Here is a 15419-nt window from a genome sequence, read left to right on the forward strand (position 1 = left end):
GTTGCAATGAGTTTTAAGAATTTTAAAGTAGTTGAAAAAATGATCTTCGGCCGTGGCTCATTCGTCCAATTGGATGAAGTGTTAGCTGCTGAACGTAAAACCGCCGACGACTTCGTGGTGTTTTTAGTCGATGACGTGCATCAAGGCAAAGCCCTTGAGGGCCGCATTCCAGCTAAAGCACAAGACATGGTAATTTGGGTTAACGTTGATGAAGAGCCAAGCACAATTCAAATCGATGCCCTGACTGAACAAGTTCAAGCTTTCAATAGCAAACTGCCAGTGAGCGTCGTCGGTTTAGGTGGCGGTTCAACCATGGACGTGGCTAAAGCGGTATCGCTGATGCTGACAAACCCAGGTGGCTCTGCCATGTACCAAGGTTGGGACTTAATCAAGAACCCAGCGGTACACCACATTGGTATCCCAACGATTTCTGGTACTGGTGCAGAAGCGTCACGCACCGCAGTATTATGTGGTCCAGTACGTAAGCTAGGCCTGAACTCAGATTACACAGTATTCGATCAAATCATCATGGATTCTGAGTTAATCGAAGGCGTGGAAACGGACCAATGGTTCTACACAGGTATGGATTGCTATATCCACTGTGTTGAATCTTTACAAGGTACCTTCTTAAACGAGTTCTCTAAATCCTACGCTGAAAAAGCGATGGATTTATGTCGCCAAGTGTACTTAGACGACCATGTAGAAAAAGACGACAAGCTAATGATGGCGTCTTTCATGGGCGGAATGAGCATAGCGTATAGCCAAGTGGGTGCCTGTCATGCGGTATCTTACGGTCTGTCTTACATCCTGGGTTACCACCACGGTATCGGCAACTGTATCGCCTTTGATGTGTTAGAAGAATTCTATCCAGAAGGCGTTGAAGAGTTCCGTCTGATGATGAAGAAACATAACATCACGCTACCGAAGAACATCTGTAAAGATCTGCCAGACGAAACCATAGCGAAAATGGTTGCCGTGACTAAGAGCATGGGTCCACTATGGGCTAACGTTTACGGCGCGGGTTGGGAAGAGAAAGTCACAGATGAAATGTTGACTGCCCTGTTCCGTCGTATCTAAGCTCTAACACATGTTAAAAGGGCTCAATTGTGAGCCCTTTTGTCTATATGCATTGTATATCTACACTGTATATCTTTGATAAAAGTAGGATAATTTGATGAATGTGACTCTGTTAATCCCGGCTCGTTACGGTTCAAGCCGCTTCCCGGGCAAACCCTTAGCCCCGATTAACGGCAAGCCAATGATCCAACACGTGTATGAACGCGCGTCGTTAGCCAAAGGCCTCACCAATATTTACGTCGCTACCGATGATGATCGCATTAAAGCGGCCGTTGAAGGTTTTGGCGGCAAAGTAGTCATGACCAGCCCAGATGCTGCCTCGGGTACAGATCGTATCAATGATGCAATAAACCAACTGGGACTGAAAGATGACGACTTAGTGATCAACCTACAGGGCGATCAACCTCTAATTGACCCAACCTCTATCGAGCAAGTCATCAGCCTCTTCGAGCGTCACCCTGGTGAGTTTGAAATGGCCACCTTAGGCTTTGAAATCGTCAATAAAGCCGAGCTTGACGATCCTATGCATGTGAAGATGGTGTTCGATAACAACAACTACGCCTTGTATTTCTCTCGTTCGCGTATTCCTTTTGGCCGCGATACTCAAGATTACCCCGTTTATAAGCACTTAGGTGTGTATGCTTATACACGCAAATTCGTACAGGCCTTCGCCGCCCTACCATTAGGTCGTCTAGAAGATCTGGAAAAACTCGAGCAATTACGTGCATTAGAGTACGGCCATAAAATCAAAATCGCCATTAGCGCCTTTGATTCTATTGAAGTTGATACGCCAGAAGACATTCGTAAATGTGAGCAACGTTTAGCGGTTGATTAATCGCCCGTTAGGTGTGCGCGAGTCAATTCGAAACAGGAGCTGAGTATGTCGACCTTAGAAGTCTGGATCATTATTATTTTGATCGTCGGTGTCATCGCCAGCAATCTTGCTGCGTTGAAGTACAGTGCTAAGTTCAAACTGCCGCAGTTCGGTCAACATGGTAAAGATAAGCAGATAAAGCCAGGTACTACGAAGGCTTCGGCAGCAGACAATGACGCCGATGCGGCTTCAAACAAGCCAGGTTCTGCGGACTCCGAACCCAATAAAGCAGATCAAAGCAAAACTGAACCACCTAGGAGCTAAGCTCAATGGCGGCTTTTAAAGAGTGAGTCTAAAGATGGCTCTTAAACATGCCTTTTAAAGACTGTGCTATAAACACTGAGCAATGATGCTCGCAAACATAGAAAAGGCGCCACAGGCGCCTTTTTTGTCTCTCAAATAACAAGCTAGCCAATGCCACTCATCCGCCTTAGGCTTTTTTCGCTGATGTGCGACTCAATGGCTGCTCCTCAAGGTGCGCCACTAAAAAGACTAAAAAGCGAAACAGGGATTTAATCTTAAGATCATGATTTTTATTGGGCTCAGCCGCGACTAACTTCTGCAGCGATTTGATTCTAGCGTAAGCATTCTCGACTAAAGCGTCGTTCTCTTTACCGACATATTTATTAAACTCGGCAAATTCACCAATAAATTTCAGTGTCACTTTACGGTGATTTAACGCAGTGAGTGCTGCGCCCTCTTTCAGTTTTGCCTCAAAAATACTGCATTCTAAACCGCTGGCGATCGCACTTTGCGACAAACCGCTGCTTAAGGCATCGGCCAGAAAACCCAAATTGGCTTTTAACTCGAAGGCAATCGCCTGCTTACTGGCGCTCGATTGCTGCCAGCGACTGCGTTCCTTATCGAAAATATCGTATAGTTCTTTCCAAATGCTCATGCGCTTTGCCTACCTTGCACTGAATCGCTCCCTTCGTATATAGCACTCGACTTTTTTGAAATGCTAGCGTTGTTAATACTAACGTTTTTAATACTAGCGACTGAAAGTTATCATAAATTTAAGGTTTTCGGCATAGCGCTATGATAAATAATGAGTTAAATAATGGCCTAAAAGCACATTCACGCTAAAACTAAAATCGGCATAAAAAAATGGCCCGAACGAGTCGGGCCAGAGTGCAAGCCATATTCACTGTGAGAGCCATGTGAAAACTGCCTGAGTGACAAACAAGCTCAGTGCAAACTCATGACTAACTCACTACTCATCTAATGGCATATAAAGTTAAAGCGCTTGCGATTTTTTCGCGTTATTTTTCTCGGCGGCGAGTCGACGCTGCGCTTCTTTTTTCTCACGGCGCGCTTCAATCACTTGATTTACATCGCTACCGATATGCGCTTCGTTACGGGCTTTTGCCAGATTAACTTGGCGCTCACGCTCAACGAAACGTTTACGCTGCTCGTCAGAAATTTTATCGATACAATGTGGGCAACTGACACCTTGCACATAGGCAGGGCTCTGTTTTTCAGCTTCGGTGATTGGCATACGACAAGCATTACATTGATCGTATTGGCCTTTCTTCAAGTCATGGTTCACTGCAACGCGGTTATCAAATACAAAGCACTCGCCTTCCCACAGGCTTTCTTCCTCTTTCACTTCTTCGAGATATTTAAGAATACCACCTTCGAGATGATAGACCTCGTCAAAGCCTTGCTCTTTTAAATAAGCAGTTGATTTCTCACAGCGAATACCGCCAGTACAGAACATGGCGACCTTCTTATGTTTAGCAGGATCAAGATTCTGCTTCACATATTCAGGGAATTCTCTGAAGGTTTCAGTCACAGGATTAATAGCATTTTTGAAAGTGCCGATTTGCACTTCATAGTCGTTACGGGTGTCGACTAAAATCACGTCCGGATCAGAAATCAGCGCATTCCAATCTTGAGGCTTCACATAGGTGCCAACCACTTTAAGTGGGTCAATACCTTCAACGCCCATAGTCACGATTTCGTTTTTCAGTTTGACTTTAGTGCGGTAGAACGGCATTTCATCGTCAAATGATAACTTGTGAACGATATTATCTAGGCCATTTTGGCTATTAAGCCACACTAATAACGCTTCAATAGCTTCTTGAGTGCCCGCAACTGTGCCATTGATCCCTTCACTTGCGAGGAGCAGAGTGCCTTTGATCTCGGCCTGTTCCATCATAGCGAGCAATGGCGCTCGGATAGATTCAAAATGCGGTAACGACACGAATTTATATAACGCACATACGACAACTTTAGCCATAACACCCTCTTTGCTGGCTGGAACTTAATTTCCAGTGCATAAACAAATCAATCATCTGTAGACTGGCTGCAGATCCCAAAAATAGCGCGGAATTCTACCTGAGTCACAGCAAGATAAACACAGATAAAATACAGGGTCTTTAATTCTTTACGCACAGTGGTGAGAAAAATCATTCTATGATGGCAAATTAAACAGAAATCCCAGTATGAAAGCGTTACCATCTGCGCCCTTTGAATATTGCATGATTGGCACACAACATTTGCATTGGCATACTCGCGTCGTCAATAAGCATGCATAAACATGCTGACGTCAGCTTTAGTCGCATCAACTTCCACGCATGGCGCCGCACAGTAGAGGAAATCCGAATGACGCTAGCCGTCTTATACACCTTCCGCCGTTGCCCCTATGCTATGCGAGCACGTTTGGGACTCTTATTAGCCCAATGCAATGTTGAAGTCCGTGAAATCACCCTTAAAGCCAAACCACCACAAATGCTAGCTGCCTCACCTAAGGGTACTGTGCCGGTATTAGTGCTAGCAAACGGCGAGGTGATTGCCGAAAGTCTTGAGATCATGCGCTGGGCACTCACGCAAGCAGATCCCTTAGATCTATTGTGTCAGCAAAATCCTGCTATTGAAGATAAAATGGCACAACTTATCGCGCAAAATGATCAGCAATTTAAACCATGGCTTGACCGCTATAAATATGCCGACCGTTACCCTGAGCAAACGCAAGCTTATTATTATCAGCAGGCGAGTCATTTCCTCCTGCAACTTGAAACATGCTTAGGGCAACACCCCTTTTTAGTCGCCGATACACCTCGCCTTGCCGACTACGCAATCGTACCTTTTGTACGCCAGTTTGCCGCAGTGGATCTTAAACGTGCACTGAGTGATGATTTTCCGCGAGTCGCCGCTTGGCTAAATCGACTTATTTCGAGTGAAATATTTATTCGTGCGATGGAAAAATATGTGATCTGGGACGCTAGCCATTCTCCAATTTGCTTGTTAGGAGACGTGTAAACCAATAAGATTTAAAGATTATTTTTATTTTATGTTATAGCCATCGGTAAAATATTCGAGTAAGGTATTTGCCACTAGGTAACTAATTTAGCTAATCGTAACTAGACAATCTTCTCAAGAAAAGTAACCACGCCTAAAGACTCAAGGACGTGAATGATAGAACACAAGGATAAGACAGTTGGAAAATATGGATATTAATATCGTTATTATGCTTGGGGGCCTGGTGCTATTGCATTGTCTATTTGCCCTTCGGGCCTTCAAGAGTAAAGTGGATCTCAGCACCAATAAAAAGTGCTTATGGTGCCTACTGAGTCTGATACTCGGCCCTATGGGTTATTATGGTTTTCACGGTTTTATTCCCCTAGATAGAATTCTCAAAGACTAAACGGTAAAACTGAATACCTTCAAAAAACTAGTCATACCATTGATTTACTTATCAAATTAAGACAAAAAAATAGCGCAACCTTAAGCTGCGCTATTTTTACGACCCAGTTTAATCAAACAAGGCATTACAGTTAACTACAAATGACTGTGCAACAATACCGAGTCATCAGGAACTTTTTGGATCACAGGCGCTTGCCCTTCAGCCAAGGCTTGTTTATAGCTTTGATTCATTTTAAGGGCGAGATACAAATCTGGTCGGATCAAAATGCCGCCTTCCCCTGTCTGCATACCCGCTTGCTCAAACCAACTCAGCATCTGCCGTTTACGTCCCGCAAGCACTAAACGAACGCCACGTTTTTTAAGCAGTTGATGCAAATCAGCCAACATGGCCATCACACTTAAATCCAAATGGGTAAAACAAGGCACTGCATCAATAATGATGCAATCGACCGGCTCAGATTCCCGAATAAACTTTTCCAGTAAACGGCGCTTAAAATACGTCGCATTAAAGTAAGTTAACGGCGAATTAAAGCGATATATAAATACTCCTGGAACCGATTTAGCTTTACCCGATTCATCGACACTGCGGATAACGCCCTTATGATCTAAACCAAGCACTTGATCCGTAGGCCGCATCACAGTAGCGAGGAACTGGAATAAACCCAGTAATACAGCCAAGGTTATCCCAGGGATAACCCCAATAAACAACACAGAGAACAAGGTGATACAGGCAAGTAGAAAAGCAGACCTATCCCGCACTCGCAGATTCCACAGTGACTTTAAATCGATAAGCGAGATAGAGGCAATTACCAGCACCACACCTAAGGCGGCACTGGGGATAAACTTCAAAGGCGCAGTGAAAAATAGCGCCACAACACCAATCAATACCGCCGCAATGATAGACACTAACTGGCTCTTACCACCATTGGCATCATTAACCGCAGTGCGGGAATCCGCGCCGCTCACCGCAAAACCTTGAGATATGGCAGACGCTATATTGGCTATACCTAACGCCCTGAACTCTTTATCGGCATCTATATCGTAACCGTTTTTTGCAGCAAAGCTTCGAGCCGTCAACATCATGCTCACAAAGCTCACCATGGCTAAGTTAAGCGCTGGTACCACAAGCTCACGGGCGATACCTAAATCAAATACAGGCGCTTGGAATGAAGGTAATCCTGAGGTCACTTCTCCGACGACGCTAATATCAAAGCTCGTCAAGTTAAACACCCAAACAAGGAAAGCCGCCATCGCCATTGCGCACATAGAAGCAGGCCATTGAGGACGAAACCGTTTCACTAAGGCATAAGTCGCTAGCGTCACAATCCCCATAGTCAATGTCGGCCAATGGGTTTTGGATAAGTAAGAAGGCGCACCGCTGAGGCGTTCGATTAGATAACGCTCATCGAAGGTAAAACCGAATATTTTTGAAAACTGTCCCACGATAATGGTAATTGCAACACCATTAAGCAGTCCCATCAAAATCGGCTTTGATAGAAAATCGGCGAGCACCCCCAGCCTAAAACGACTCGCAATCAAGCACCAAAAGCCTGTCATGGCCGTCATGGTCATCACTAACTGCCAGTGCTTCATGCTATCCCCTGCAGCTAGGGGCGTGACAACCGCGGCGATAACAGCACAAGTCGCCGCATCTGGACCCACGATTAATTGTTTTGAGGTGCCAAATAGTGCGTATACCAACATTGGTAATACGCAGGAATACAAACCCACGGCAGCATTCACACCAGTAAGCTGGGCATAAGCAATCGCTACGGGTAATGCCACAGCGGCAACGGATAAGCCTGCGCGCACATCATCCCTAAGCCATTGCTTTTCATATTGTAATAATTGCGCCAATCCCGGCATAAACGAAATCAAACTAGGGAACTTCACTCGGCAACCTCCATATACACACTATCAAGATAAGCAACAAGTATAACTGAGACTGAAAATGTTCAGCTAAAAGGTCATTACCTAAAAAGCCATCAATAGTATGTTGGTTATGGCATAAAGCCAATCATTACGCGAGTGTCTTCCTCAGAATATTTATAGGCTTAGGCACTTAATTCAAGCCAAGCTAGCGTAATATCATAGGTAATGACACTAAGAGCAAGCTGCCCATAAACCAATTAAAATGGCGCTTACGTCTATCGGTATTGAGTTTCCTACTGATCGCGGCACCGACAAATACCCAAGTAAATGATGCAGGAAATCCCACTATGTTGAACATTAATACGCCAAGAAACGCACTCAACCAAAAGCCATCGCCACTTAATGTAAAAGCGCTACACAGGGTAATCGTCGACATCCAAGATTTAGGGTTAATCCATTGAAATAATGCAGCTTCAATGAGCGTCATAGGTTTTCGTCCATCATCCAAATGCGTGCTCTGCACTGGCGACGTCACTAATTTGTACGCGAGATACAGCAAATATGCTAAAGCGAAATATTTCAATACTTGGTGCAATACCGGTAATGCTTCAAACAAGGTACCGAGGCCGAATAATACCGCAAGATGTAAAGAGGTCGAACCCAAGCGGATCCCTGCAATATGTGGCACGGTACGCAGCACACCAAAATGCGCTCCAGAGCTAGCTAAGAGAATATTGTTCGGTCCAGGAGTCATTGTCATAGTCGCGCAAAACAGCGCGGTCGAGGCCATTAAAGTCCATAATTGTGGATCATAAAGCAGTGCAGTATTCATATTCACCTTAAATTGTATGCATACATCTGTTGACATAAAAAGATGCAATAAATAATATACGGAGAATATTAGAGATCAATGGATTTATTGTCATGGGTACAATCTGGACACCAGACCTAACGACTTTTTCAGGCCCGAAATATCAGCGCTTAGTCAGTGCCATAGAACAAGGCATTTTGCAGAAGGTGTTAACCCAAGGCAGTAAACTGCCACCGCAGCGCCGTTTAGCTGATGCCTTAGGCATCACAATTGGCACTGTGACCCGCGCCTATGCATTGGCGGAACAAAGGGGTTACGTCGAAGCACGAGTGGGAGATGGCACCTATGTCAACGCCTTCCCTGTACCTGAAATGGGTAACGTACAATTGAATATGGCGACCTGTCAGCAGCCACTCACAGATCAAATCAGCACCCTAAGCGATTGCCTCAGCCAATTAGCGAAAGACCCCACTAAGTTGAGTCAGTTACTCGGTTATCGCGCCAGTCCATTAGATCAACACCAACAAGTGTTCCACCAATGGTTAAACCAACGCGGCATACAGCAAACGCCCGAGCAACTGGTCTTTACCCATGGCGGCCAGCAAGCCATTTTTGCCTGTTTGAGCGCATTTTTATCAACAGGCGATGTACTGTTACACGAGCAATACAGTTATCCAGGCGTGAGAATTTGTGCTAAACAGCTTGGCGTCACTAGCGTTGGTGTGCCCCTTACCCACGAAGGATTAGATCTGCCGCGCTTTGAAGCCCTATTACAGGTCCACAACCCTAAATTAGTCTATCTCACACTGAATAATCAAAACCCCACTTGCATTCAGTACAGTGAATCACAGCGGCAGAAAATCCTTGAATTATCAGAGCAATATCAATTCTATATCATTGAAGATGACGTGAATTATTGTTTACCTGAAGAATGGCATTCACCCCTGTGGCAATTAGCAAAACAGCTGGCGATACCACGGGTGATTTATATTTCCAGCCTGTCAAAATTGTTTTCTGGCGGCTTAAGGCAAGGTTTTATTCTGGTTCCTGACCCCCTTATCGCCCAAGTGCGACTCGCTATCCATAGCCAATGCTGGATGGTGTCGCCGCTGAATATTGAAATAGCCTGTCAGTTGATAAAGAAAGGTCATATCACTGCAGAACGAGATACGCTCGTACGTCAACGCCAACGTCACTGTATCGCCATGGGCGAACGGCTGGGATTAACCCAAACTTGGCGAGGGTTAAACGGTTGGATACAACTGCCAGAAGATATCAAAGCCCATCACCTCGTTACCGCACTGGCCGCAAAAGGCATATTAGTCCGTAATGGTGATGACTTTAATTGCCATGATAATTTTATCCGCTTGAGCCTTGGTGGCGCCGAAAATGACACTCAATTCAATCTCGCGGTTGAATGCATAGAATCGACCATACGTTCCTTAGTGCAAAATGCTTATTCAGTAGTGTAATGACTGCTTGTATAAGAGCTAACTTTCTGCATAAACATGGCTTTCTAGCCAAGTTATTTTTAATACTCTTTTTTGGGCTGTAATCTATAGCTGCAGTAAGATTGGCCATAAAACTCACGCAGCTATGATGCCTTGAATGTGCTATTTGAGAAATATTCTTCAGCTAGTCAAAAAATATTTCGATAATAAATCTTTTGGTAACTTTAACTTATCCAACAGCGTCATCACCTTCGCTTTCATGCTCTTCCGCTTTTACCTTTGCTAAAGCAGATTCTGCTGCTTTTTCTTGGGCTTCCCGCTCTGCAATTGCTTGCTGCACTTTGGCTTCTTCTAAGGCTTCAATTGGCAATAGACTGATAAGCTCAATGCCATTCGGAAATACGGTATCATTACCCGAAACAACGACGACCTTACCTTCTTTCGTCAGGTAAACCAGTGGTATTGCCGTCTCACCGTAACGCTTACGAAAATGTTCAAAGCTGAAGTTTTCGGTTAAATTCGTTACTTTCAGTTGAGCGCCTTTCGCCATTAGGCTGGCTATCTTGGTATAAGACACTGCATCACCAAACAAACATAAACGTTGCTTATAACTTTCAGAGAGCTGGTGGCGCGCACTGCCTACTTCGGTATTATTAAGACCAAAAACTTTTTTAGCACCAAAAAAGTCTTGGAAATGAAAGCTCACTAACGGGTTTAACTGTCGGTAAGGTGAAATAATCAACACGCGGCCAATTCCAGTTAAATCCATATAAGTTTCAGCATGTTCCGAAACAGGATTACCAAAATACACTGGAATATTATCCATACGCGCAAGGCGAATGTTATCCCAGTTATTATCAGCCAGTAGCACTTTGACATCTTTGGCTTTTAAAATTTTAGCTAACTCTCTGGAAAATTTAGAGGCACCAAAGATCAATAAACCTTGGGCAGAATCGGCTTTAACCCCAAGAAATCGTGCCCAACGTCCCGCCGTTAAACTTTGGACCACTACAGTGCCGATAATAATTAAGAACACTAAGGGCACAATTGCATCTGCGCCCTGCACATTGTTGGCTTCTAACTTGATTGCAAATAAAGAAGATACCGCCGCGGCCACAATACCTCGAGGGGCAATCCAGCATAAAAACCACTTATCCGCTTTCGACAGAGATGTGCCTATACCAGAAGCCCAAATACTCAGCGGTCGTGCCAATAACATGGTCACCGCTAAAACACCCAGTCCACCCCAACCTAAGCCGAGCATGGCATTAGAATCTAATCGCGCCGCCAGTAAAATAAACAGTGCAGAAATTAATAGTACGGTTAATGTTTCTTTAAATTCAAGGATTTCAGCAATATCCACACCACGCATATTCGCAAGCCAAATGCCCATAACCGTCACAGTCAATAAACCCGATTCTTCTTGTAATAGGTTCGAGCCGACAAAGATACCCAGCATTAAGGTCAAAACGGCGGTATTACGCAGATAGTGTGGCAATAGGTTGTGTCTTAAGATTTGTCCCGTTAGATAACCCGCTACTGCGCCAAGTCCTAATCCGAGGGACAACATAGAGCCTAAGGCATAGAGCACATGCGTCGTTTGATCGCTAGCAACGGTTATGTATTCAAAGACTAACACTGCGAGCAGCGCACCTATTGGGTCAATCACTATACCTTCCCAACGCAAAATACTCGCCAGCTGGGATTTAGGACGCACACTTCTGAGCATTGGCACGATAACCGTAGGTCCAGTCACTACCACTAGCGCCCCAAAGAGCAATGCAATTTCCCAACTAAAATCCAGTAAATAAAAGGTGGCCGTACTGATACAGGCCCAAGTGATCACGGTACCGATAGTCACAAGATGCGTCACCATACGACCATGATCTTTGATTTCTTTAAAGTTAAGAGTCAAAGCCCCTTCAAATAAAATCACGGCGACCCCGAGGGAAATTATCGGAAAAAGCAAATCACCAAAAATCGCATCAGGATTGAGGAATCCAAGCACTGGGCCTAAAGTGAGCCCACATAGCAACAAGGGTAAAATCGCTGGTAACCGCAGTTTCCAGCCAAGCCATTGACAAAATAACGATAGCACTCCAATTAGCGCTAGCATGCCAGTAATGTGTTCAACCATATAAATCCTTTAGATAACTGAGCTAAATACTAATGAGCTTAGCTTTAATGACGCAGATGACAACAGCATGAACAGTAAGCTGAAATTATCTATTCGATATATCTACTGTTAAATATGACTCTTCCCTCATCACCTATGGAGAAAAAATCAAGAAAACGGAGCAATCTAGCGACATCAAGTAAAATAAGCTGTAGTACAAATCCGAAAACATCAGATTTACCTTAAATAGGGATTTAAACTTAAAATAGAAAAACAAAAAAGCCTTATCTTTCGACAAGGCTTTAATCATTTGATAAAGCGAAGACATTGATCAGCGATACACGCTAGTGACTTTCGATAATACGCTAGCTCAAACTTTTATCATTATTAGGTTTCAACCATGGCGATAAGCAAATTCCTAACAACTAAAATGCGTGTGGGCCCTACTCACTTGATAGACACAACCACACTTATACATATTTACTGAATCCAAATAATAACGCAGGGGATAAATCCCCTGCTTAACACCATTAATCCCTACGGCTACCATAGTAATCGTGCAGTTCGTTTTCCCATTCAACATCTTTCATATTGGGCCAATGGCCTTTATCAAACCCCGGCGCCGTTTTGAGTCGCTCTAATGAGATGTCCATGACAAAACATTTTTGCTCATGATTAAGTGTCAGCATCTTCCAAGGCACTGCAAACAGCTTTTCTCCAAAACCAAAATAAGTACTGAACGACAGTACCGCATACCCGACGTGGCCCGTTTCCACTTCAAGCATAATTTCTTTGATATCCCCTAAGGTTTCACCAGAATTATTAACAACATTATTGCCGATCAGTGTTTCAGCGCCCATCAGATATGGGCCGGGTCCTTGTGCCAATGATGGAGAAGCGAACTGTGGATTGTTGTAAATGCCGTAAACATCGCGATCATGATAATTCATTTTGTTGACCTCTTTATTAGCGCAGCCCATGAAACTGGACAACGGAATAAGTGAAATACCAAACGTTGGTTTCGAATTGAACATGTCCGTCATTGGACATAAGTTAGAGTATGCATCTCTACAATCACTCGCTCTGTTCGGCATACCGCTTATCAGGTAATGCGAATATAAACACATCGACTCGTCAGATCCCTCTAAGTGCGCCAGCGTACCGACATCCCATTTGCTACGGCACAGACTCATGTTACCCAGTGCAAAATTGCCCCGGTATCAGGAAGATTAGCCATGTCAATTGCGACTATTTTATTGATTATTTTAATTTTGTTATTTCTCGGCATGCTCCCCACTTGGCCCCATAGCCGAAACTGGGGTTATCGTCCAGGTGGCTTTATAGGCATAGTACTACTGGTGCTGATTATATTGCTGTTAACGGGACGCGTTAGCTAATGCGCCCCATTTTTACTCTTTATCAAAAAGGATAATCTGATGAGAACAATTAAAATGTTAAGTATCTTCCTGCTGGCTCTAGGCTTAGTCGCCGTGGCCAGTTGCAGTTCTGCATACAACAAAGAAGGTACTGGCGAGTATTTAGACGACAGTGTGGTCACCACCAAAGTGAAAGCTGCCATTTTAGGTGATAAAAACTTAAGTGTGGCCGAGATTAATGTTGAAACCTTTAAAGGCGTGGTCCAGCTCAGCGGGTTTGTAAAATCGCGAGAAGATATCAATACTGCGGTAAAACTAACAAGCAAAGTCCCCGGCGTTATTTCAGTCAAAAACGATATGCAACTAAAATCTGGCGCACCTTCACCGCAACTAAAAAACTAGTCATTTAATCTCCATCATTCCGCAGCCCCGTTCTGATGCTGCGGCCCTTCATTTTGCAGCAGATTTTCTGGTGCCAAGTCAATGCCACCACAGGTTGAACCGCTATGCCCACTCAACACCAAGACACATTAACCCCACAAATTCAGAACCGATTAATCCGTCATCTGCCAGTGGTGGAACAAGCGGATTTATTATCGCAAGCTGAATTAGTCCAACTTAACTTTGCCGACTTACTGTGCAAGCCTGGCGAGTCATATCAATATGTCTATTTTCCCTTAACGGCTTTTATTTCTTTGATTGCTAAACTCCCCAAACATCCTGCATTGGAAATGGGTTTGATTGGTTACGAAGGTATGCTTGGGGCGACGACTTTGCTGGGCACTCGGCAAGTGCCTTCAGAGGCGATCATCCAAGGTTCTGGTCAAGCTTGGCGGCTCCCCATTGAAACCTTTGAAGGCTTGCTCGCTCAAAATACCAATCTGAAGCAAATAGTAGAGACTTATCTATACACTTTGTTATGCCAATTATCACAAAATGCAGTCTGTGCCCATTTTCACTCCATTGAGTCTCGGCTAGCACGTTGGTTGCTAATGAGTCACGACCGAATTCAGACTGATGAGCTATATCTAACCCATCAATTTTTAGCCGACATGCTGGGTGTTAGGCGAAGCAGTATTACCGAGGCCGCAGGCAATTTACAGACCCGCGGCAGCATTTCATATAATCGTGGGCGATTACATATTCTTGATCGGCAAGCTCTACTTGCCCGTTGCTGCAGTTGCTATCACTCAATGCGCACTTAAGTGCATATTTTCCACTCAACGATTCAAAAAACCTGCCATTATGTTCGCTACCGTACATAGCATAGGTGTTTCTCGCTGTAACCTGAGTTAGCGACATCACCAAACAAGGACACGCTATCATAATGGACACACTAAAACTGAAATCTGTATCAGAGCGACCGCCACCGGAAACTCACTTCCCGCCAGAATCCAATCGGTTGTTATGTGAATTGCCAGAGGAAGTCAAACAACGTATTTTCCCGCATCTGGAACTGGTTCCATTAGAACTCGGACAAGTGGTCTGTGAAGCAGGCTCAAAGCAGCGTTATGTGTATTTCCCGCTGGACTCGATTATTTCGCTGCTATATGTGATGGAAAATGGGGCATCCGCTGAAATTGCTGTCGTTGGCAATGATGGTATGGTCGGCGTTGCACTGTTTATGGGAGGAGAAAGCACCACGAGTCGCGCTGTGGTGCAAAGTGCTGGCGTTGCCTATCGCTTGTTTGGTCAGCGGCTTAAAGACGAATTTAACCGTCATGGCGCCCTGCTCCATCTGTTACTGCGTTACAGTCAGGTGCTACTGACCCAAATGGCCCAGACAGCAGTTTGCAATCGCCATCATAGTATTGAACAGCAACTGTGTCGTTGGTTACTGCTTTCGATAGATAGACTGCCCGATGATCGCGTGTTAATGACACAAGAATTGATTGCCAATATGCTCGGCGTACGCCGTGAAGGTGTCACCGATGCGGCAGGAAAACTGCAACGCATGGGGGTAATCAATTACAGTCGTGGGAATATTGAAGTGGTAGATCGCGCGTTACTAGAACAAACTTGTTGTGAATGTTACACAGTCGTTAAACAGGAATCAGAACGGCTAATGCCACCTCAACAAGCGCAGCAAACATAAACGTACTGTGGATAAAAATACACATAACGGATGGCTAGACCACTCGTACAACAGCCATTCTATCGTTATCCCATATGCCACTTCAGTACTACAACCACA

16 protein-coding genes are annotated in these 15419 nt (G+C 44.5%); 10 read left to right on the plus strand and 6 right to left on the minus strand.

Annotated elements, in window-relative coordinates; translation table 11 throughout:
* Positions 1–6 precede the first annotated feature (6 nt).
* From kdnB to KO537_RS01050, 3 genes are all read left to right on the plus strand, one after another.
* Positions 7–1077, plus strand: a complete 1071-nt coding sequence (gene kdnB / locus KO537_RS01040; protein WP_113939602.1) for a 3-deoxy-alpha-D-manno-octulosonate 8-oxidase KdnB — start codon at positions 7–9, stop codon at positions 1075–1077.
* A 97-nt stretch (positions 1078–1174) separates the two neighbouring features.
* Complete coding sequence (kdsB, locus tag KO537_RS01045; RefSeq protein ID WP_012197229.1) at positions 1175–1912, plus strand: 8-amino-3,8-dideoxy-manno-octulosonate cytidylyltransferase KdsB; 738 nt, start codon at positions 1175–1177, stop codon at positions 1910–1912.
* A 45-nt stretch (positions 1913–1957) separates the two neighbouring features.
* Positions 1958–2215, plus strand: a complete 258-nt coding sequence (locus KO537_RS01050) for a DUF2897 family protein (RefSeq protein ID WP_173496657.1) — start codon at positions 1958–1960, stop codon at positions 2213–2215.
* 166 nt (positions 2216–2381) lie between these two features.
* Here KO537_RS01050 and KO537_RS01055 read toward each other — a convergent pair whose 3' ends face one another.
* Together KO537_RS01055 and KO537_RS01060 are read right to left on the minus strand one after the other, a co-directional pair.
* On the minus strand, positions 2382–2849 hold the full coding sequence (locus KO537_RS01055) for a hypothetical protein (protein WP_131524476.1): 468 nt from the start codon (positions 2847–2849) through the stop codon (positions 2382–2384).
* 339 nt (positions 2850–3188) lie between these two features.
* The gene (locus KO537_RS01060; protein ID WP_219233652.1) at positions 3189–4193 is read right to left on the minus strand and encodes a rhodanese-related sulfurtransferase; all 1005 of its coding nucleotides are present in this window, start codon (positions 4191–4193) and stop codon (positions 3189–3191) included.
* Between the two features lie 365 nt (positions 4194–4558).
* Between KO537_RS01060 and KO537_RS01065 the strand changes: the two genes are divergently transcribed.
* Both KO537_RS01065 and KO537_RS23080 read left to right on the plus strand, forming a co-directional pair.
* Positions 4559–5215, plus strand: coding sequence for a glutathione S-transferase (locus tag KO537_RS01065; RefSeq protein ID WP_219233653.1), 657 nt, complete (start codon positions 4559–4561; stop codon positions 5213–5215).
* Positions 5216–5402: 187 nt separating this feature from the next.
* Entirely contained in the window at positions 5403–5600 is a 198-nt protein-coding gene (locus tag KO537_RS23080) for a hypothetical protein (protein ID WP_028760072.1), read from the plus strand.
* A gap of 134 nt (positions 5601–5734) precedes the next feature.
* On the opposite strand, the gene KO537_RS01070 is transcribed toward KO537_RS23080, so the two are convergent.
* Both KO537_RS01070 and KO537_RS01075 read right to left on the minus strand, forming a co-directional pair.
* A complete protein-coding gene (locus tag KO537_RS01070) occupies positions 5735–7492 on the minus strand; it encodes a SulP family inorganic anion transporter (protein ID WP_105252613.1) in 1758 nt (585 codons plus the stop codon).
* 184 nt (positions 7493–7676) lie between these two features.
* A complete protein-coding gene (locus tag KO537_RS01075; protein WP_219233654.1) occupies positions 7677–8303 on the minus strand; it encodes a LysE family translocator in 627 nt (208 codons plus the stop codon).
* A 92-nt stretch (positions 8304–8395) separates the two neighbouring features.
* On the opposite strand from KO537_RS01075, the gene KO537_RS01080 reads away from it, so the two are divergent.
* Positions 8396–9754 (plus strand): PLP-dependent aminotransferase family protein, encoded by a 1359-nt coding sequence (locus tag KO537_RS01080; RefSeq protein WP_219233655.1) that lies wholly within the window; start codon positions 8396–8398, stop codon positions 9752–9754.
* A 208-nt stretch (positions 9755–9962) separates the two neighbouring features.
* Here the strand turns inward: KO537_RS01080 and KO537_RS01085 are convergent, their stop codons facing one another.
* A complete protein-coding gene (locus KO537_RS01085; RefSeq protein WP_219233656.1) occupies positions 9963–11870 on the minus strand; it encodes a sodium:proton antiporter in 1908 nt (635 codons plus the stop codon).
* 509 nt (positions 11871–12379) lie between these two features.
* A complete protein-coding gene (locus KO537_RS01090; RefSeq protein WP_028760076.1) occupies positions 12380–12799 on the minus strand; it encodes a PRC-barrel domain-containing protein in 420 nt (139 codons plus the stop codon).
* A gap of 291 nt (positions 12800–13090) precedes the next feature.
* Between KO537_RS01090 and KO537_RS01095 the strand changes: the two genes are divergently transcribed.
* The 4 genes from KO537_RS01095 to KO537_RS01110 all read left to right on the plus strand — a co-directional run bounded on the left by KO537_RS01095 (position 13091) and on the right by KO537_RS01110 (position 15320).
* On the plus strand, positions 13091–13246 hold the full coding sequence (locus tag KO537_RS01095) for a DUF3309 family protein (protein WP_317630174.1): 156 nt from the start codon (positions 13091–13093) through the stop codon (positions 13244–13246).
* 39 nt (positions 13247–13285) lie between these two features.
* Positions 13286–13627 (plus strand): BON domain-containing protein, encoded by a 342-nt coding sequence (locus KO537_RS01100; RefSeq protein WP_028760077.1) that lies wholly within the window; start codon positions 13286–13288, stop codon positions 13625–13627.
* Between the two features lie 104 nt (positions 13628–13731).
* Complete coding sequence (locus KO537_RS01105) at positions 13732–14430, plus strand: Crp/Fnr family transcriptional regulator (protein WP_028760078.1); 699 nt, start codon at positions 13732–13734, stop codon at positions 14428–14430.
* A gap of 122 nt (positions 14431–14552) precedes the next feature.
* Entirely contained in the window at positions 14553–15320 is a 768-nt protein-coding gene (locus KO537_RS01110; protein WP_219233658.1) for a Crp/Fnr family transcriptional regulator, read from the plus strand.
* The last annotated feature ends 99 nt before the right edge of the window (positions 15321–15419 follow it).

It is taken from the genome of Shewanella sp. NKUCC01_JLK, from assembly GCF_019345615.1.
GTDB lineage: Bacteria > Pseudomonadota > Gammaproteobacteria > Enterobacterales > Shewanellaceae > Shewanella > Shewanella oncorhynchi.